The sequence below is a fragment of the Pseudomonas sp. NFX1 genome (assembly GCF_051123555.1).
In the GTDB taxonomy this organism is placed as follows: Bacteria; Pseudomonadota; Gammaproteobacteria; order Pseudomonadales; family Pseudomonadaceae; genus Aquipseudomonas; species Aquipseudomonas capeferrum.
Window position 1 is genome coordinate 2,418,104 of sequence record NZ_CP169366.1, and the last position, 18,002, is coordinate 2,436,105.

Here is an 18,002-nt window from a genome sequence, read left to right on the forward strand (position 1 = left end):
CGCTTCGCGGCCCCAGTTGGCTCAGACAGCCAACAACTGATCGTCCAGATCCGTCAAGGCTTCGCCAAAAAAGGCCTTGAACAAGTCCGTCGGCCGCTGGTTTTCCAGTAACCCAAAATGCTCTCCCAGTGCACGGCCCGTGCGCAGGATCAACTTCGCGGTTTCAGGCTTCGCAGTATCAGGGTTGCCTGCAAACCCTGAGCGCACCAGCAACTCGGCAGGCGATACCGAATGCTCAAGCGCCAGCTCGGCAACCTTGCCACTCAGGTACACGTTGGTCAGATACACCTGCTCGTACTCGTCACCTGCAATGAACTGCGCAACGCCGCCACTGAGCACTTCCAACCCTCGCGCGCCCCCCTGCGCGATGCACGCGAGCTGCTCGAGGTTGAAACTGACCAGGTCGAACTCGCGTGCCTGCAAAGGTGCACAGTACGCTTGTGCAGTGTTGGCCGTGCGCCCCTTGACCTCGACCTGCCACTGCCGGAAGTCCTTCAGGCTTACGCTGTGCCCGGCAGCCTGGCTGCAGTGCAGATAGTCGATGAACACCTGCGGGAAGGTCACGCTGGTCGGCACCCAGGTCGAGCGGGTGCTGCCGCCCCCGGCGCCTTCACTGGCTGCAGGCGCATAGGCAGCCTCTGGAAGCAGGCAGCGCAGGTCATAACCCAGCATGAACAACGCCGCTTCGAAGCTGTGGCTACGCGCCTGCAGCGAACCATCGAACAGCTGCCCGGCGCCCGCCAGTGTGGCCTGGATGATCCACCCCAGTTCGACCTGGCTGCGCGCCCACGCATACCCCGGCACCGCCTTGGTGAAGAACTGCGGTGCTTTTGCAAAGCCCAGCGCCCCCGGGTCACGGACTTGGTCACCGCGTGCCCCGCCAGACGGGAAACGCAATTGCGCAGGGGTGGTTTTGCCTTGGCGGTACAGCGCATAGAGCATGGCAATGGCGGCGCCGACCCGGCTGTCGTAGATGGGCGAGCCGGTGGTGTCGATCAGCGAGTGGATCTTGGTCAGCCCCGCATCGAAGCGCTGGATGCTGCCAGCATTCAGCGCAGAGAGCGTTTGGCCTGAGCCCAGGTCGAACAACGGTATGCACGCCTTGAGGTAACTCACCAGTTGCTGTTGCTGGCGTAGCGCCCCCAGGAACGGGATGGCCCCGCGTACACCGCCCCACTTCAGTACGGCGCAGCAGGCATTGTAGGCCGCATCATCGCAGCCTGACGCCAACGCTGCCGCCAACCGGCTGCGCAAAAGCTGCAACGAGGCGGTGGTGCTGGCCCAGTCCATGGACGTAACCCACTGCCCGGTTTGTGCATCCTGCCAGGCACTGCCCCAGCGATACAGCGCGAGCACCTGTTCGATACCCACCACCCGCTGGTTCAGGCCGCCCTTGACCTGATGGCTGGGCTTGAAGCGCAGGTGCACAGCCAGTGTCGGCAAGTTGACCTGAAGCCATTCGATGAAGCCACGCACATCCGGCTGCGCAAGAAACGTGTTTCGATCCATCTGTTCACTACACCCTACAAGAAGATTTTCTGCTGTCTGCGGCACTGTGCATTCAGTCCAGGTTCAACCACGGCTTGAGCTCCGCCCTGTTCGCCAGCACCAACTGCTGCGCCTCGGGCCTTGCATCATGCACGTTGGGGTTCACCTGGAAGCGCTTGACCACATACTTCACCAGGGCCTGCGAGCTGCGCACCAGCAACTGGCCGTCGGCCATGCCGAAGTCCACCTCGATGATGGCCCGCTGCGCCTGTGTCAGGCGCTCGTCCGGCTTGAAGATCACATCGACCGGGGTGTTCCACTCAAGGTCATGCTCGATGCCGTTTTCCGTTTCGGCGTCGTGCAGCTCTGGTACACCGCGCAAACGGCTGAGGACGAAGTCGCGGTACATGCGGTTTTTTTCGCAGTAGGCCCGCACATGCCAGCGCATCCCGGTGTACACCAGGGTATGCGGCGCGATGGTACGGCCTTCCGGTTCCGGGCTTTTGAACGAGACGTACTCGATATCCAGGCGCCGCTTCTCGCGGCAGGCCTTGAGCAGCGGCCGCAGCACCTCGGGCTTGACCGAGCGGTCCGGAACCTTGAGCACCTCGGTGTGGGCGTAGGCCAAGGCCAGGCCTTCGATGTGTGGTGCGCGCTCGTTGTTCTGGTTGAGCAGGTCGAGGTAGGCGCTGGCACTGTCGTCGATGAACAACGGCTTGAACTGCCGCGTCGGCACGTAGCCTTTGATCTGCTTGTCGTACACCAGGTTCTTCGACGCGTAGTCGTTGATGTAGGTGTTGATGTCCTTCGAGGCCTGCTGACGGCTGATGCCGAAGCTCTGCATCAGGTGATTGGTGGTCAGGCGGCCTTCCCACCAGACCACCGTTTCAATCAGACGGTAGCGCAGGGCCAGGTCCCAACGGGTTTGCTCCATGCGATGCGTGCGTTTCATACGGGTTCCTGCGTGAGGAGCAGCAGTGCATGCTCAGCCAACTTACGTGTCGCTAAATATTACGTGTCCACCCAGTTTTAATGCAAGGCTGGCTGGATATGTAAACTAACCAGGCATATGCAGCCCAGGCCACCCTGGCGACTCGCACACCCCCTGGTACCGCGCCCACGCCCCGCAAGCTGCGCCCATGCGGGCAAAACAGCTGCCATGTCGCCTTTCATCCCCCTTCAACTGCCCTGAATAAACCAGCAAAACCTGCACCATTCCTTTACCTGTACAAGTCTCCAATATGGACATGTAGACAAACTAGACATATCTTCTCGCTACAGGCAAACCGCCACTACTCAAGGAAGCAACCATGGATGCCCTCGAAATCACCCTGCTTGGCACAACCGGCATCACCCTGCTGATGGCCTGCCTGACGCATGCCCGCCAGGGTGAGATGTGGAACCTGCTGCAAGGCGATCGCGAACTGGAGCGAACCGCGCGCATTCACAAGCAGGAGAACAACGAGTTGCGGTCTGCCCTGCGCGCCGAGCGCGAGCATGTGAGCCAGTTGCGCCGCCAGGTGCAGCTGCTGCTGGGGCTGGTGCCGGAAGGTTGAGGCCTGCCCCCGCCTGCATGCCCGTATACTCGTTACCAGCACCCTTCACGGAGCACGTTCATGCCCTACCCCATCGAACACAAACTGGTCATCGGCGTGGCCTCCAGCGCTCTCTTCGACCTCACCGTGTCTGACGACATCTACAAGACCGAAGGCGTCGAGGCTTACCGCCAGCACCAGGAGCAGAACCTGGATGAACCGTTCCCGAAAGGGGTCGCCTTCCCTTTCATCCGCCGCTTCCTCAGCATCAACCAGGCATTCCCCGATCAACTGCCGGTGGAAGTGGTGCTGCTCTCGCGCAATTCGCCAGAAACCGGCTTGCGGGTGTTTCGCTCCATCAGCCACTACGCACTGGACATCACCCGCGCCGCGTTCATGTCCGGCCGCTCGCCCCACGAGTACATCCCGGCGTTCAACGCCTCATTGTTTCTCAGCGCCAACGAGGACGATGTGCAGCGCGCCATCGACGCCAGCTACCCGGCCGGCCTGGTGCTGCCGACGCGCATCTATGACGACGAGATCGATACCGAACTGCGCGTGGCCTTCGACTTTGACGGGGTAATTGCCGATGACGAGGCAGAGAGTGTGTACAAGCAGAATGACAACCTGGACGACTTCCAGGCCCATGAGCGAGCACGCAAAGCCATCCCCCACCAGCCTGGGCCGTTGGCCGACCTTTACCGCAAGCTTTCACACATTCGCACGCTCGAAGACCAGAAGCTGGCACAAGACCCGGACTACAAACGCATCCTGCGCATTGCCATCGTCACCGCGCGCAACGCACCGTCGCACGAGCGGGTGGTAACCACGCTGAAGGATTGGGGGGTGTCGCCGGATGAATGCTTCTTCCTTGGCGGGATGGAAAAACCCCGGGTGTTGTCGATTCTCAAACCCCACGTGTTTTTTGATGACCAGCGTAGCCACCTGCAATCGCCGGCGGGGGATTTGCCGATGGTGCACGTGCCGTTTGGGGTGGCGAACAGGGCGCCGGGCAAAACCAGTGGTGTCCGCTTGGTGGAAACACGGGCACCACTGGCTGAACGCTTACCGGCACCTAAACAAAGGTGAACGTCAGCTGGCTCACAATCGCCATGGCCTTGGGCTGGATCGACGCACTGACCTTGTCATCCAGCGCACCGTGAAGGTGAAGGTTGACCAGGTTGTCGGCAATCGCCCGCTCCAGTTCCGCACCTGGGTTGATCGGGTAGCCAAAGGTCACCGACAAGCTCGCGCCCGGCTCGACCTTCTGCTTGTCCGGGTTCCAGAACTGCACGGCCAGGTTGGCCGAATAGCCGGCTGGCAGAATGAACACCGCACCGGTTTGCGTGCCATCGCTGCCAAGCGTCAGTGGCCCCAGCAGCACTGGGGTCTGTAACGGGGTCACGGTGTCACACAACACGCTCACCCGGGTACCGGCCAGCCCCCTTGCGGACAGGGTGATGGTGATTGGCGCGGTGGTGAAGTTCGCCGGCACGTTCAGTTGCTGACGGCGTACCCACGGGTCGTCACTGACCAGCGCCTGGGAGCGAATGCCGAAGGTCGGGGTCTGGCCAATGAACTTGGCCAGGTCGAGCCAGTCCCGCACCTGCGGGAGCGGGTCAGGATGGGCACCCGCGCTCACTTGGGCAATCAGGTTGAAGTAGCTGTCAGCCGGCAAGGCCGGCGGCTTCCAGAGGAAGGCCTGCTCACCTACACCGATATGCCCTGGTGGTGCACTGGCCTGCGTGCAGTCCAGGCCATCGACCGTGGTCAGCGCGTTGCCCCTGAACGTTGCCGGCAGCAACAACACCTGGGCCGGCGCGAAGTACAGGGAAAGCGCATTGCTCTCAGTCTCGCTGCCGCCGTTCATGCCACGCAGGTAGTAGTAGTTGCGCGCGGCGGCGACCGGCTGCACGTTGTAGGCCTGCTCCCAACTGCTGACCGTGCTGAACACGCTTTGCGCGTTGTCCACCGGCTGGTCGCTCTGGATGATGTCCGGGCACAGGCCCAGCGGCCCCTTGAACGGCACACTGCCGGTGGAAGCCAGGTTGTTGCGCAGGTAGAGCGTCTGGCTGGCGGGCTGGCTGCTGCTGAACAAATTGACGACTGTTTCGCTCATGACGTTTAACTCCCTGTAATCATCAAATGACGTGCAAGCCGTCAGCACCCAGCGGCACCACCGGGCGTGGACGAATATCGGCGACCTCGGTGCCGGCGTAGGCCCGGTGCAGGGCATGCGACATGGCGAAGTCCACCAGGCCCCGGTCCAGTGCCTCTTGCAGCTCCTGCGGCGAGCCGTCGGAGAAGTACGTCGGGGTGATGTCGATCGAGGCACCCGGCTGCGAGTCGGGCCCGTTGTTCTTGTACAGGTTGAGGGTGAGCAGCGCGCTGAAGCCCGGCACTAGTGTGCAGCGCACGCCAACGAACTGCCCCAGGGCAGGCATGGCGACGTTGTCGATGGCGATCTTGTTGCCCTTCGAGTCCAGCTGGCTGCAACTCATCGACAGGGTCCAGCCCGTGGTCGGGAAGCCCATGTTGGTGACCTGCAACGAGTATTCGCGGCTGCCTGCGGTCACGTCGCTGGGGATGATCAGCTGCGAGGCCATTTGCCGGGTGGGCGAACGCCCGGACTGCATCGACACGTTGCGCCAGCCGAACTGCAGGTTGTTGGTGATCAGCGCAGCCATGTCCAGTTGCGAGAACACATCCGGGAACGGGTTACCGGCGTTGTTCATCCAGGTGATGAAGCAATAGTGGTCACTGCCCCCGGTTGGCGGTTGCGGGTTGCTCCAGACAAAGGTGTCGGCCGTCACCCCGATACTCGACGATGCCAGGTTGACGATCGATGAGTCGTAATGCGGGTTCGTGCCGTCCGGGTGGTCGCGGTCCGTGGGGATGCCGTATTTGGCCCACTCGCTGGGCCACTGAATGGAGGCGCAAGGGACCCCGTACAGCAGCACCTTGGTCGAGCTGCTGACGGCAGCGCCATTGCGCCCGCGTACATAGATGTAATTGGGTGTGCCTTGGGTAATGGTGCCAGGCGACTGTTGCGCATAGCTGTTCGGCGTGGCCAACGCGGTCAGGAAGTTGGCCACTGGCTGGGTGCCCGCGATCCAGATATCGGGCGATGCCGACAAGGGCGAACTGGCCGGCACCGTGCCCTCGCTGCTCAGGTTGGGACGCAGGTAGATGCCTTTGTCGTAGGCACCTTGCAAGGCGGCTATCCGGCTGGGTGCCTGCACGGACGGCCCGCGCAACACCTGGCCATGGCCGACCACGGGTGGGTTCTTGGTTACGATCAACATTGCCAAACTCCTTTTTGACTACATCGAACGAGTACCGGTGCGCAGCGCACTGGCATCGACGAGGGTGGGTTGGGTTGCAGCAGACACCGACACCACATTGAGCACCGTGGTCGAGGTGTAACAGATCACATCGAGGGCCGCCTGGCCCGCCAGCGAAAGGCCTTCGGTGGCCAGTACCACTCGCTTCAGACGCAAGGGTTTGCACACTTCCGGCAGGCAAGGGACGATGTTCAGCGCCACGACCGAGGCGCTTTGCCCAAGCGATGCGGGGATGGCCGCGCCGAGGTGGCCCAGGCCATACAGGAAGGTTGCGACCACACCCATGTCGTCGCGGTTTTCGGGCATCTTGTTGGCGCCCAGCACAAAGATCCCGTCCAGCAGCACGCCTACGCAGGTGTAGATCCACAGCGTGCGGCTGGCGCCGTCGGCGGTGGCGCAGCCAGGCACGCCGCTGGAGAAGATCCACGGGCAACTGCACAATTGCGCAGCGGTCTCCAGGGTGAGCGCGACGTAGGCGACGATCGCTGGCGGCCCTGCCTCCGGTGGCATGATGTCGCCCAGGGCAGTGAGGCTGCCGTAGAAGAAGTAGGCCACCGAGCCCAATACCCCGGTCAGCAGCGCGAGGTCGCGCGGCAGGCAACCGCTCCAGCCATCCTCGGCCTGCGCCAGCACTTGTCGGCCAGCCGGCTTGAGCCCGGTGGCGGTGAGCAGCGTGTCGGCATTGAACGCGGCCTTGAAGCGCAGCACGCTCGCCTGGTCCGGGAACGGCGCCTTGTTTTGCAGGATCTTGAACAGCACCGTGCCCGGCACCGCCAGCACCAACGACATCAAGTCCAGGGTGGTGAGGTCCGAGCCGTTGGTGATCAGCCGGTACAGGTCACTGACAAACGGAATGTTCCACTTGGCGTTCATCAGCGTTTTGAGGCCCGCGATCAGCGTCGCGACCGTTTTCAGCATCGCATCGATCACTGCCTGCACGCCCGACAGCACCGCCTGCAGCACCCCTTCGACCACGCTCATCAACGCTGCCAGCAGCTTGCGGAAGATCTCGTCCGGCGCCGTGCCCAGGTCTTGCAGGTACACCAGCGCCTGGGCGAACGCCTGGGACGACTCGGTAAAGTCGACCAAGTTCGCCAGCGCCTCCATGAACTGGGTGAACGGGCCGTCGGCCTCCTGGATCAGCGCCGCGGCAGCCATGCTCGACTGCGCGGCCGGCGCGTTGTTGATCAGGCCGTTGTAGACGATGTTGTTGGCCACCGCCTTGGACGTGGCCGGGTCATCCGGCGTATTGGCCTGCTCGTACCCACCCAGGCTGTAGCTGCCGGCCAAGGTGTTGCGGGCCTCGGCGAACCACTGCTGCAACTGGCTTTGCAAGGTGTTGATGCTGCCATCGACGATGCGCTGGATACCCCCGGTGGCGCCGACCAGGAAGTCGAAGCCGGTGTTGACGATGTGGGCAATGGCGTCATGTGTGCGCAGAATGTCGCCCCAGTTGAACAGAAATGCCAGCCATTCGTAGAGCTGCTGGAAGAACACCTTCACCGCCGAGAACACCGCCTCGGCCAGGTCGAACGCTTTCTCGACCGTGTCCACCAGGGTTTCGAACAGGTAGGTGACGCCGTCGACCACAAAGTGAAACGCCGCCTGTATCCCGGCACTGACCGTGGTCACCACGAAATCGACCACCTTGATGATGCCCTGGGCGACCCCGGCAATAAAATCACCGATGTCGGTCAACCAACTGAACCACCCGCCCGACAGCGAACTGCTGCGCAAGGCCATCAGCAGCCCCGACGCCGCATCGGCGGACAAATCGGTAAAGCGCACCTCGCCATCCTGAACACTCAAATGCCAGTGCTGCTCCGGCACCAGCGCCAGGTCGAGCAAGCGCGCGCCTGCAAGCGCATCGCTACGCAACGAAACCCCAGCGCGAGGCCGGCGCGGGTCTACATACGGCGTTGCCGCCGAAGCCTTGCGGTACAGCGGGCTTGCCAACTGCATGCTGCGGCTGACCGCCTCGGCCACCGCGTTGGCGGTTTCCTGCTTGTGGTACTGATCGCGCAGCAACGGCGCACCACCGGCCAGCTTGGCGTTCATCAACTCCTCGCCCGTGGTGACGCTGAGCCTGTCCTGCACCTCGGCATCCTGACGGATCTCGATGCGCTCGCCGGGTGACATCAACGACGGCACCGCCACCAGAATCGCCGGAGCCGCCAACGCACTGACCTGCTGGGCAATCGACAGCACCCCGGCGCTGTTGGTCAGCAACCGCACCGGCCGGCGCGGCGTGGCGTAGTAGACCCCACCATTGATGGCCAGCCGCGACGGCTCCTCGGTCCATACTTCGACCGGCGTATCGGCCAGTGGCGTGCCCACTTCACTGAACAACGTGACATCCGTGCTGTACGAAGCGAAGTCCTCGATCTTGCCGCCCGCCTGCACCTGCAGCGCCGCAATATTCCAGTTACCGCTGAGGGTTTCGCGGGTGAGTTGAGTGACGGTGTTTTGCTGCGCCTGAATCGCGAACACCGCCAGCCCGCCGTCTTCCACCGTGGCCTGAAACGACTGCACGCCGTTGTATATCGGCGTCGGCTGCGACCAGCCGGTGGCTGAAGGGGCGCTTTGGCTGGCGTGGTACAGCGTATTGTCCACACCCAGCAAAAGCGCATTCAGCGCCGGGCGCGAAGGCAGCACAGCCACCTGCTTGAACGACGACGCCACCGTCAACTGCGCCCAGCTGTACGGCTGCTTGCCACCCCCGACCAGGCAATAGGCATTGCCATCGGAAAGAACGGCCAGCACCTGGGTATTGCCCACCTCATCGGTCGCCGCCGCCACATCCAGGCTGCGGAAGTTGGCGGCAATCGCCGGCCGGTCGAGCTGCCCGGTGCTGAGGGTGTATTCGAGGATGACCGTATCGAACACCGAGAACGCCACATTGGCGTCGCTGTTGCCCGTCCACACCGCATTGAGGGTCTGCAACTGCAAGGTGGTGCCATTAAGCGAGGCCGGTGCACGCCCAGCCCACACGCCCCAGCTGAAGTTGTACAGCGTGCCGACCAGGCCCTTGGCTTCGATCAGCACCCCGATGTACAGCTTGTTGTTGATGCGCGTGGTGGTGATACGCGCAATGCGGATGGCATTGGAAGGCAACGGCACATCGATCATTTTCACCGCCGACCAGCGCGACGCCGATGTGGGCTGCTCGACGCAGTACAGCAGGTTGGTGCCTTGGGCGGCGAACAGCACGATGTCGCCGCTCGGGGTCAGGCCGGTGGCGATCACCTCACCGGTCAGCCCGGTGGCTGTCGCGCTGTTGGCCGTGGTGCTTTGCGGGTCGGGGTAGATGTTCCAGACCTCGGTATTGCTGCCGCTGGTGAACAGCTCCACATCGCCACGGCCATTGACGATGGCCGATGCCGAACTGCCACCGTGCACCGCACTGGCCACGCGGTAGTTCTGCATGAAGCGCGATTCTGGGACGACGGTGACGGGGGTACGGGCGTGCGGGGGCGACGACGCTAATCTTTCCATGATTTGCTCCGGGGGGCAGGTTGGTCCATCGACGGAGAGAGTAGGAGCGTTTTGACAGGGGGCTTCGTTTATTTTGGAATACAGAGGGTAGCGATTTGCTATCAGCTTCTTCTATGACGCTTCCACACTGCCTGTAGGAGCGGGTTTACCCCGCGAACACCGGCAACGCCGGTGCCATACCCCGCCAGTGCAAAAAATATGTTCTGATCTGCAAAGCAGGCACTACACAAGGAACCGAGTGATGAACTGCCATATCCGCTTGGCGAAACCAGAAGATGCCGAGGACATAAGCCGCGTCGTGATAGCTGCATTACGCCGGTCGAACGCAGCTGACTACGATGACGGCACGATATTGCGCGTGGAAGGGTCCTTCAGCGCAAGTGCCATTCTTGAACTGCTCACGCGACGCCTGGTATTCGTGGCATTGAATGAGGGCCAAGTGATTGCCACCGCCAGCCTTGACGCAGATGTGGTCAGGAGTGTGTTCGTTGACCCTGAATTTCAGGGGCATGGGGTCGGCAAGCAGATGATGGAGGTGATCGAAAATGAAGCGATTGCCCGAGGGCTGGAAGGGTTGCGAGTGCCCTCTTCCGTTACTGCTGAAGGGTTCTATGCAGGGTTGGGGTTCTGCAAGGTGCGGGATGCGTTTTATGGCGAGGAACGTACGATTGTGATGCAGAAGCGGGTGATAGGGCAGTGATTTAAATGCATGTTCTCAATCTGAAAAATCACGATATTAACATCAGTAGTCGTGGCTCTTCCGAGCCACGCCAGAGCACTTAGCCACTTGAGCCAAGTCCTATTACTTTGCATCCTAAGCTCGATGCCGAGCTACGGCCTTGCCCAAATGCTCGAGATTAATAAGCGGTGTATGCATGCGTTGCTCTTTCACACGTTCTTCCGCACAGCCAACCCTTACATAATTAACCAATGAATTGACTGCCAAGGTACCAAAAATGGGCACGGTCACTGTCAAAAGCATCAGATATTCAAGATCATAGCGAAAAACGCCAACCACAAGGAACGAGCAAGCGCAATCGCGGCGAGCACAGCATACTTCAGGCACTCCCAAAATTTACGCCACCGTCTGGAGAACGCGGCCCTGTATCCTTGCTTGAACTCCATCTAATTGAACCTTCAAATCCATGTGCAATAATTCTCCCTTCTCATTTAAATTCAGCAACGCTATGGGGGCGCCAATCAAGCCAGATGCGTCGCTGGCCGCTTTAACTGCGGCAACTCAATCAAACGCCCCGTTCACAACCTCATAAATGATCCCGGTCGCGACCGCCACGAGCAGCAAGTCCACCCCCGCCTGCATCCACTCGTAGCCATCATAATGAGGCAGTTGCCCCAGCAACCGGCCATCCAGCTTCTTGGCGATACCCGGCGGCAACGGCTTGCCGCGCGCCAGGTTCTTTTGAATGCCAGGCGGCAATGCAGGGCCTGGGCTCCAATAGCTGCGATGGCCACTCAAGATGCCCAGCACATCGCCTCGGTCGATTGCTGGCCCGCCGTGCCAGTCACCGCCACCCGAGCTCGACTTTTTACCGCCAGGATTGCCCTGCCCTTGGGAATGCTGGCCCTGCCCCTTACCTTGCCCGTGCCCTTTGTTATTGCCGTTACCGTTTCCCGGGTCGGCGTACGAAGCGCCAGGGGCCACTAACAGCGCCATTGAGGTTACTGCGGCAATCAACACGTGCAACTTGGCCATTACGACACCCTTTTTCAGTGAAGCGGTTTACTGAACTTTAGGCCATGCGGCCATCGCGTAGCTGCGGGCTAAGCTAGTTTGGACATGCCCCAGCCATCCGGAGCCCGCCGATGGACCCTTCCAAACCTGCACAGCCCTCTGTCTCCGAGCCTTCCGAACACGTCGACCATCTCAGGTTTCACCGCGCCCATGCGCACATGCAACCAGTGTTTGGCAACGACGCGTTCGCCCGCAAGGCAGAAGCCTTCGCTCGCTTCTTTGGCACGCCCTTGTTTCTAGGGTCACAGTCACTCGTGGTATTGATCTGGGTGGGCATCAGCCTGTCAGGGCTGTCCGATTTCGACCCCTACCCGTTCATTCTGCTCAACCTGGCGTTCAGCTTACAGGCGGCCTATGCGGCGCCCCTGATTCTGCTCGCTCAAACCCGCCAGGCCGATCGTGACAAGGCCTCTTCCGAGGCAGATGCCCGCCACCGCGAAGCCATTGCCATGGCCAACCAACGCCGCCAGCGCGATGCTGAGACGCACAGTAAACAATTGCAGCAGCTATTGGAGGTGAATACCCATTTGACCGAAGCCACCAAGCAGATGAGCGAGAGGATTGAAATGCTGACCTCGCAATTGCACGCGCACTTATTGAGCGCAGGAGGGCCAGTAGCCGACCACAACGACTAACCGTCAGGGAGCCCCACGGGCATCGTGACCTGAAAGAGGTGGCACCTGTACGCCCAGGCACCGCCTCATGGCGCAAGCTATTACTGTTTCTGCTGCTTCATGGTCTGCCGATGCAACTCAATGAATGGCGCCTCGGCCGGGTCGATTCGGTCCATGCCAGCCGCAATCCGGTGCCAGTACGGATACTGCGGCGCAATCCGCGTCACCCGTTCGAGCAATTGCTGGTCTTCGGCGGTCAGCAGCAGCTCCACCGCCTGCAAGTTATCGTGCAACTGCTCGGCCGTGCGCGCCGCCGTGATCACGCTGGTGATACCGGGCCGGCCTTTGAGCCAGGCCAGGCACACCCGCGCCGGCGAGCAGCCATGGCGCTGCCCCACCTCGATGAGTGCCTCGATGATGTCGTACGCGCGCTCTTGGTCGTGCACGTAGGGCTCTGGCCAACCATTGCCCTGGCGCGTGCCGCTCGGCGTCTTGTGCCCGCGCCGTACCTTGCCGGTCAACAACCCCTCCCCCAGCGGCCCCCACACCAGTGTGGCGATGCCCTGGTCGAGCGCCATCGGCAGCAGCTCATACTCGGCCTCGCGCGCCTCGGGGGTGTAGTAGATCTGCTGGGCGACCGGCTGCTGCCAGCCCTTGAGCTGGGCGGTGCCGAGGGTTTTCATCATCTGCCACGCGGTGTAATTGGAGGTACCGAAATAACGCACCTTGCCGCTTTGCACCAATTGCTCCAGCGCCGACAGCGTCTCTTCAACTGGCGTGAGTCCATCCCAATTGTGAATCTGGTAGAGGTCGATATGGTCGGTGCCCAGGCGCTTGAGGCTCGCCTCGCAAGCGCGGATCAGGTGATAGCGCGAAGCCCCGCTGTCGTTGGGGTTGTCGCCCATCGGGCTGCGCGCTTTGGTGGCCAGTATGATCGACTGGCGCCGCTGCCCCAGCGCCTGGCCGACGATTTCTTCGGCCAGACCGTGGGAGTAAAGGTCCGCTGTGTCGACCAGGTTGACCCCAACGTCGAAGGCCATGTCGAACATGCGCCTGGCCAGCGCTACATCCACGCTGCCGGTTTTTTCGAATGCGCCCCGGCCGCCGAACGGGACTGTGCCGATGACCAGTTCCGAAACCAGCAGGCCGGTATTGCCAAGTGCGCGGTATTTCATGGTGAGTACCTCCAAATGCAAACGACTTGGAAGTACCGACGGTACAGCGTGCTGAAACGTTCAATCCGATCGTTTACGAGGGGCTTGATACTCATACGGCTGTTCAACGCTCTGCCGTTCCTCGTCCGTGGCGTCATCACGCGCTGGCCAATCTGCGCCCTCTTGCTCATTCATCAGCGGGTCGTCATCAGGGTTCGGGACTGTAGGGCTGTCCGGGTTCACGGCAGGGTCGGGCGAAGTGGGCAGGTCACGGTTGCTGCCGCCTTGCGCGGTGTGGTCACTGTTCATCGCTGTACGCCTCGGAAGAAACGCTGGGTCACCCAGCGAGCTTACGGATGCTCGCTGGACACTGAATTGTTGGCGTCGACATCCCTCATCTCTTCCTCAATCGGCGACTCATCGTCCGCCGGCAATGGTACTTCGCCTTCATCAGGGCCAGCCTTTTGCGCCGCGTCATCCTGGGCGTCCTGACCCGAGCCTGGGTCGCCGGGTGGAGGGTTCCAGTCTTCCGGTCGTTTCTCGGACCATTTTTCGCCCGCGCCCTGTTTGGGTTCAGACTCAGTCTGCTCCAGCCCTGACCCATGGGCCGCGCCGACGTCAGGTGCTTTTTCTTCTGGGCCTGGATAGGGCGCATCGGGGCCGTTGTGATCAATTGCCATGATAGTTCTCCAGTTTGCGTGCCAACGCCTCAATAGAGAGAGCGTGCCCCCGCAGCGCCTATTGGCGCTTCAAACCGGGGTGCACGACTACACCGAACGCCCCGGCCTCATTCAGCGCCCGGGGGGATACCGTCCTTGTTCTTGTCCTTGAGCTTGGCCTTTTCCTCTTCCGTGGAATGCGCCGGTACCTGGCTTTGTTGCGTATCGTCTTTGCGCTCAGTCATCGTACTGCCCTCAGGTTGATGAACGTTAGGCACCCCTGCAGTTGGGCAGTTCAAGCGAATGTGCGACGCTGGCCGCTCACGCCTGCGCGGTGAAGACCGGCTCGCAGTACACAGGCTTTGCATTGTCGGTCAATGCATTACTTCATGGCCGCATCAAAGGCTCGATACCGATCCACTTCTTCACGGGGTGGTAGCAGAGCTCGATGGGTGGGATCGGCAGTTTTCGGCCTTGGGCCTCTAATGCGCCCAGGTGAATGGTCCACTTGGCATCGGCGTTGAACTTGTCCGTCTGGAAAATCACATAGGCGGAGCCGTAGCGTTTGTTGTTGGTGATTTTAGGGATGTTGCGGTGCACTTCGTCGCTGTTGATGTCGTAGGGCGACGGGCGTGCTGAGGACGGGTACACGAGCGGAAAGTCGTAGGTCTTGTCGATGCCCAGGTAGACCTCTGGCCGCGCATTCAGACGCGAGCCGTCTTCGAAAGTGATATAGGCCTGGCGGCTGTCGTACAGGATCGGGATCGGCGGCTCGCCACGGTTGGAGGTGGACGAGGGGCGCTGGCGGTTTTTGTTGTAGGCGATGAGCTGTACGTAGAACTCCGGCCGCGAGTATTTCTCGCCGGGGTAGTTGACGTGCAGGCCTTGCGAAAATGGCCGGTCGCTCCACTGGGCGGCGTGGTCGTAGAGGTACGTTTCCAGGTAGAGGGTGGTCTCGCCTTGCGGGCCAGGTACTTTGAACTGGAACTCGGATTGGCAGAGGTCCGCGTAGGCGGCGCGTTCGCGCTTCCAGGGGACGCACGCGGCCAGGGTGGTCATGGCCAGCAACAACAAGAGGGAGCTTGCGGATTTTAAGTTAGTCATGACCTTCCTTGGTTTGAATGCCTGTCACGGGTTAGTTTCGAAGCCCGAGCGTTGCAAGTTGTTGCGGCGAACGGCCTAAAAATCAGATTTAAACCCTTGTAGTCCATTTCCCAAAGATACTCGCTGCGCCTGTTTTTCGTTGCGGTCGTTTTTGATGCTGAAGATAGTCCCTGCCGAAGCCGTTGCCCAGCAGGCGATGTTGATGCAACCCAAGTCGCCCTCCTCCTTGTTGATCATGACCTCGATGCACGAGCTTGAAACCTTGCGCAGACTGCTTGAGGTGGCATTGGCGCAGGTGCAAATGCCGACTGAGCCGGGAACGCGGCACTAAAGGCATCTACGCCCGCGACCTGTCCATCGACGGCCTGACGGAAGACAAACCCCAGTTGCTTTGGGCCTCGCACTACCTCTGCGCCCTGGCCAAGGCCCTGCTCGACGATGCCGAACTGGGCATGATGACAACTCAAAAGTAACCACTTGTGGGAGCGGGCTTGCCCCGCGAAGGGCCGCAAAAGCGGCCCAGCAACTCAATTACCACCACGGACTCATACAGCGCCCAGGAATACAGGTACCCGCCTGGCCATCCCCTGTCTGCAAGCCCCCTCCCCACAGTCAATTTTTGTAAATTCTAGGTAAATTATTTTTCACATTTTCTTTTAAATGATTCTCGTTTGCGTTAATGTCCCGCCCCGATTGCATTCTGCCCCTGGAATCCAACCGCTCGACAAGGACAGTTACACGATGCCATTCCCACCTTTTTCCCGTGCCCTGCTCACCGTCGCACTGCTCGCCGCGACTGCGGTGCAGGCCGAGGAAATTCACGAGCTTGAACCGCTCCCCGCCACAGAACTGCAAGCCTCGTTCGTCACCGCCACGGGCGGCGGCACGGATGTGCGAGATGCACCGGCTAGCGTCAGCGTTATCACCCGGGAAGAGATCGAGCGCCAGCCGGTCTACGACCTGAACACCCTGCTACGCCGCATCCCCGGCGTCACAGGGGGTTACGGCCCCGTGGGCGAGCAGTCGAAGATCAAGCTGCGCGGCCTTGACGACAAATACACCTTGATCCTGGTGGACGGTAAACGCATCGGCAGCTCCGCCGACACTAACTACCGCCGTGATCTGGGTCGCCAGGACATCAACTGGATCTCGCCGAACATGATTGAGCGGATCGAGATCGTGCGCGGGCCGATGTCGTCGTTGTATGGCTCGGACGCCATGGGTGGTGTGATCAACATCATCACCCGCAAGGTATCCCGTGAGTGGAGCGGCTCGCTCAACGTCAATACCACGATCCCAGAAGACTCCGACCGCGGTCAGACCAACCAGACCAGCGTTAACCTCTCTGGCCCTGTCACCGACTCCCTGGGGCTGCGCCTGGGCGCCAACCTTACTCGGCGCGCTGCCGACGAAGCCGAGCCGCGCCTCGATGCACTAGGTGACTTCGTTTACAACGACGGCGCCGGCGGTTCCAAAGACCACAGCGTCAATGCCTTGCTTAATTGGCAGATCAACGACAACCATGAGTTGTCCTTCGAGGCTATCCAAGGCGTGGAGCGCTCGTGGTCGTCGAAGAAAACCTTTGGCGACTGGGGTGATACGGTCGGTGAGGGCTTCGGTGCCGGGCGCCTGACCCGTGATAGCTTCGTGGTCTCTCACCACGGCGACTGGGGCTTTGGTACCTCGCGTATCGACGCTTACCTGAACAAGTTCAACAACGAACTCAGCGAGGGCAAGGCCAACTCCGAAGAAAAAATCGTCGAGGGTAGCCTTAACATCCCGTTTGACCTGCTGGTAAACCAGCGCCTCACCGTAGGCGGCCAGTGGAAACGTGAGCAACTGACCAACACCGACACCCTGGGCACCGTACCGGTTGATTACCAAGGGGCAGTGGTGGGCGGCGCGGAGCTTGAGGGCGACTATTCTGCGCTGTTCATCGAGGACGAGCTGTTTCTGCTCGACAACCTATCGCTGACGTTGGGCAACCGCTTCGACCACAGCGACGAGTACGGCAACCACAACAGCCCACGTGCTTACGTGGTGTATCACCCTCACCCTGACTGGACCGTACGCGGTGGCGTGTCACGCGGCTTCCGTGCCCCCAGCCTGAAAGAAGGCAGTGCTGGCGCGGCGACCAACTCTGGCGGCCGCGGTTGTACATCATTGCGCCCGCTGGGTTATGTGACCGGCAGTTGCTGGATGGCAGGCAACCCGAACCTGCGTCCGGAAATCAGCACCAACAAAGAGATTGGCGTCTCCTTCGACCACGACGGTTGGGAAGCCAGCCTCACTTACTTCCACACCGACTTCAAAGACAAAATCGAGTATGCGCCGCTGGGGTACTTCCAGGGCCGCTGGTGGACCATGCTGGAAAATGCTGACAAAGCCCGCACCCGTGGCTGGGAAGGCAGCACCAAAGTGCCGTTGTGGGAAAGCGCCAGCTGGCGCACCAACGCCACCTACATGCTCGAAAGCCGCAACCTGTCGACCGGTAAAGACCTGATCAGCTCGCCGAAGCTGTCGTTGTACAGCGCCATCGACTGGCAGATCACCGAACGGTTCGGTACCGAATTGTCAGCTCAGCACGTGGGCAAGCAACGCGGCCTGGGTACCGACTTCGTCAAGCCGTACACCACGTACGATCTGACCGCCAACTGGGCAGCCACCCACTGGCTTACCCTGAATGTCGGCGTGCAGAACCTGCTGGATGAAGACCCGCGTGATGACTCGACCAGCTATTACGTGCCTGGCCGGGCGTACTTTGCTGGGGTAACTACCTACTTCTAATTGGCAGCGCACAACCCGGAATTCGCGCTTTTACGCGAATTCTGGGTTACTTGTGTGAGGCGCCATCAG

At 61.1% G+C, this 18,002-nt stretch carries 16 protein-coding genes and 1 pseudogene; 7 read left to right on the forward strand and 10 right to left on the reverse strand.

Annotation, left to right across the window (positions count from 1 at the left end):
- Nucleotides 1–21: 21 nt before the first annotated feature.
- Nucleotides 22–1,509, reverse strand: coding sequence for a hypothetical protein (locus DJ563_RS10465; protein ID WP_434519448.1), 1,488 nt, complete (start codon nucleotides 1,507–1,509; stop codon nucleotides 22–24).
- Nucleotides 1,510–1,561: 52 nt separating this feature from the next.
- Nucleotides 1,562–2,440, reverse strand: a complete 879-nt coding sequence (locus DJ563_RS10470; protein WP_274098680.1) for a helix-turn-helix transcriptional regulator — start codon at nucleotides 2,438–2,440, stop codon at nucleotides 1,562–1,564.
- A gap of 358 nt (nucleotides 2,441–2,798) precedes the next feature.
- Between DJ563_RS10470 and DJ563_RS10475 the strand changes: the two genes are divergently transcribed.
- Both DJ563_RS10475 and DJ563_RS10480 read left to right on the forward strand, forming a co-directional pair.
- Nucleotides 2,799–3,044, forward strand: a complete 246-nt coding sequence (locus tag DJ563_RS10475) for a hypothetical protein (protein WP_274098679.1) — start codon at nucleotides 2,799–2,801, stop codon at nucleotides 3,042–3,044.
- Nucleotides 3,045–3,104: 60 nt separating this feature from the next.
- Nucleotides 3,105–4,112 (forward strand): 5'-nucleotidase, encoded by a 1,008-nt coding sequence (locus DJ563_RS10480; RefSeq protein WP_274098678.1) that lies wholly within the window; start codon nucleotides 3,105–3,107, stop codon nucleotides 4,110–4,112.
- Here the strand turns inward: DJ563_RS10480 and DJ563_RS10485 are convergent.
- The 3 genes from DJ563_RS10485 to DJ563_RS10495 are packed head-to-tail and all read right to left on the reverse strand — an operon-like array spanning nucleotide 4,099 to nucleotide 9,862.
- Nucleotides 4,099–5,142, reverse strand: a complete 1,044-nt coding sequence (locus DJ563_RS10485) for a hypothetical protein (protein WP_434519449.1) — start codon at nucleotides 5,140–5,142, stop codon at nucleotides 4,099–4,101. The two genes, DJ563_RS10480 and DJ563_RS10485, sit on opposite strands and share 14 nt — an antisense overlap.
- A gap of 22 nt (nucleotides 5,143–5,164) precedes the next feature.
- Nucleotides 5,165–6,328 (reverse strand): hypothetical protein, encoded by a 1,164-nt coding sequence (locus DJ563_RS10490; RefSeq protein WP_434519450.1) that lies wholly within the window; start codon nucleotides 6,326–6,328, stop codon nucleotides 5,165–5,167.
- Between the two features lie 18 nt (nucleotides 6,329–6,346).
- Nucleotides 6,347–9,862: a hypothetical protein gene (locus DJ563_RS10495; RefSeq protein WP_434519451.1), complete on the reverse strand. Its 3,516-nt coding sequence runs from the start codon at nucleotides 9,860–9,862 to the stop codon at nucleotides 6,347–6,349.
- A gap of 241 nt (nucleotides 9,863–10,103) precedes the next feature.
- Between DJ563_RS10495 and DJ563_RS10500 the strand changes: the two genes are divergently transcribed.
- The gene (locus DJ563_RS10500; RefSeq protein WP_434519452.1) at nucleotides 10,104–10,562 is read left to right on the forward strand and encodes a GNAT family N-acetyltransferase; all 459 of its coding nucleotides are present in this window, start codon (nucleotides 10,104–10,106) and stop codon (nucleotides 10,560–10,562) included.
- Between the two features lie 540 nt (nucleotides 10,563–11,102).
- Here DJ563_RS10500 and DJ563_RS10505 read toward each other — a convergent pair.
- Nucleotides 11,103–11,576: an anti-virulence regulator CigR family protein gene (locus DJ563_RS10505; RefSeq protein WP_274099469.1), complete on the reverse strand. Its 474-nt coding sequence runs from the start codon at nucleotides 11,574–11,576 to the stop codon at nucleotides 11,103–11,105.
- A 110-nt stretch (nucleotides 11,577–11,686) separates the two neighbouring features.
- Between DJ563_RS10505 and DJ563_RS10510 the strand changes: the two genes are divergently transcribed.
- On the forward strand, nucleotides 11,687–12,250 hold the full coding sequence (locus DJ563_RS10510; RefSeq protein WP_434519453.1) for a DUF1003 domain-containing protein: 564 nt from the start codon (nucleotides 11,687–11,689) through the stop codon (nucleotides 12,248–12,250).
- 80 nt (nucleotides 12,251–12,330) lie between these two features.
- On the opposite strand, the gene DJ563_RS10515 is transcribed toward DJ563_RS10510, so the two are convergent.
- The 4 genes from DJ563_RS10515 to DJ563_RS10530 all read right to left on the reverse strand — a co-directional run bounded on the left by DJ563_RS10515 (nucleotide 12,331) and on the right by DJ563_RS10530 (nucleotide 15,146).
- Nucleotides 12,331–13,404, reverse strand: coding sequence for an aldo/keto reductase (locus DJ563_RS10515; RefSeq protein ID WP_434519454.1), 1,074 nt, complete (start codon nucleotides 13,402–13,404; stop codon nucleotides 12,331–12,333).
- A 60-nt stretch (nucleotides 13,405–13,464) separates the two neighbouring features.
- Nucleotides 13,465–13,692: a hypothetical protein gene (locus tag DJ563_RS10520; RefSeq protein WP_186659777.1), complete on the reverse strand. Its 228-nt coding sequence runs from the start codon at nucleotides 13,690–13,692 to the stop codon at nucleotides 13,465–13,467.
- 41 nt (nucleotides 13,693–13,733) lie between these two features.
- Nucleotides 13,734–14,063, reverse strand: coding sequence for a hypothetical protein (locus DJ563_RS10525; protein WP_434519455.1), 330 nt, complete (start codon nucleotides 14,061–14,063; stop codon nucleotides 13,734–13,736).
- A gap of 366 nt (nucleotides 14,064–14,429) precedes the next feature.
- The gene (locus DJ563_RS10530) at nucleotides 14,430–15,146 is read right to left on the reverse strand and encodes a hypothetical protein (protein ID WP_434519456.1); all 717 of its coding nucleotides are present in this window, start codon (nucleotides 15,144–15,146) and stop codon (nucleotides 14,430–14,432) included.
- A gap of 154 nt (nucleotides 15,147–15,300) precedes the next feature.
- Between DJ563_RS10530 and DJ563_RS10535 the strand changes: the two genes are divergently transcribed.
- From DJ563_RS10535 to DJ563_RS10545, 3 genes and pseudogenes are all read left to right on the forward strand, one after another.
- The gene (locus DJ563_RS10535) at nucleotides 15,301–15,477 is read left to right on the forward strand and encodes a hypothetical protein (protein ID WP_434519457.1); all 177 of its coding nucleotides are present in this window, start codon (nucleotides 15,301–15,303) and stop codon (nucleotides 15,475–15,477) included.
- Nucleotides 15,478–15,484: 7 nt separating this feature from the next.
- Nucleotides 15,485–15,619 (forward strand): annotated as a pseudogene (locus tag DJ563_RS10540) (DUF3077 domain-containing protein); the annotation flags it as partial.
- A gap of 268 nt (nucleotides 15,620–15,887) precedes the next feature.
- Nucleotides 15,888–17,933 carry a TonB-dependent receptor domain-containing protein gene (locus tag DJ563_RS10545; protein ID WP_434519458.1) on the forward strand — a complete coding sequence of 682 codons (2,046 nt, stop codon included), beginning with the start codon at nucleotides 15,888–15,890 and terminating at the stop codon, nucleotides 17,931–17,933.
- The last annotated feature ends 69 nt before the right edge of the window (nucleotides 17,934–18,002 follow it).

Excerpts from the sequence above, each read along its gene's own strand:
- DJ563_RS10545 (WP_434519458.1), top strand. The coding sequence starts at position 15,888 with ATGCCATTCCCACCTTTTTCCCGTGCCCTGCTCACCGTCGCACTGCTC.
- DJ563_RS10515 (WP_434519454.1), bottom strand. The coding sequence starts at position 13,404 with ATGAAATACCGCGCACTTGGCAATACCGGCCTGCTGGTTTCGGAACTG.
- DJ563_RS10505 (WP_274099469.1), bottom strand. The coding sequence starts at position 11,576 with ATGGCCAAGTTGCACGTGTTGATTGCCGCAGTAACCTCAATGGCGCTG.
- DJ563_RS10475 (WP_274098679.1), top strand. The coding sequence starts at position 2,799 with ATGGATGCCCTCGAAATCACCCTGCTTGGCACAACCGGCATCACCCTG.
- DJ563_RS10525 (WP_434519455.1), bottom strand. The coding sequence starts at position 14,063 with ATGGCAATTGATCACAACGGCCCCGATGCGCCCTATCCAGGCCCAGAA.
- DJ563_RS10510 (WP_434519453.1), top strand. The coding sequence starts at position 11,687 with ATGGACCCTTCCAAACCTGCACAGCCCTCTGTCTCCGAGCCTTCCGAA.
- DJ563_RS10485 (WP_434519449.1), bottom strand. The coding sequence starts at position 5,142 with ATGAGCGAAACAGTCGTCAATTTGTTCAGCAGCAGCCAGCCCGCCAGC.
- DJ563_RS10500 (WP_434519452.1), top strand. The coding sequence starts at position 10,104 with ATGAACTGCCATATCCGCTTGGCGAAACCAGAAGATGCCGAGGACATA.
- DJ563_RS10490 (WP_434519450.1), bottom strand. The coding sequence starts at position 6,328 with ATGTTGATCGTAACCAAGAACCCACCCGTGGTCGGCCATGGCCAGGTG.
- DJ563_RS10495 (WP_434519451.1), bottom strand. The coding sequence starts at position 9,862 with ATGGAAAGATTAGCGTCGTCGCCCCCGCACGCCCGTACCCCCGTCACC.
- DJ563_RS10530 (WP_434519456.1), bottom strand. The coding sequence starts at position 15,146 with ATGACTAACTTAAAATCCGCAAGCTCCCTCTTGTTGTTGCTGGCCATG.
- DJ563_RS10480 (WP_274098678.1), top strand. The coding sequence starts at position 3,105 with ATGCCCTACCCCATCGAACACAAACTGGTCATCGGCGTGGCCTCCAGC.
- DJ563_RS10465 (WP_434519448.1), bottom strand. The coding sequence starts at position 1,509 with ATGGATCGAAACACGTTTCTTGCGCAGCCGGATGTGCGTGGCTTCATC.
- DJ563_RS10470 (WP_274098680.1), bottom strand. The coding sequence starts at position 2,440 with ATGAAACGCACGCATCGCATGGAGCAAACCCGTTGGGACCTGGCCCTG.
- DJ563_RS10535 (WP_434519457.1), top strand. The coding sequence starts at position 15,301 with ATGCTGAAGATAGTCCCTGCCGAAGCCGTTGCCCAGCAGGCGATGTTG.
- DJ563_RS10520 (WP_186659777.1), bottom strand. The coding sequence starts at position 13,692 with ATGAACAGTGACCACACCGCGCAAGGCGGCAGCAACCGTGACCTGCCC.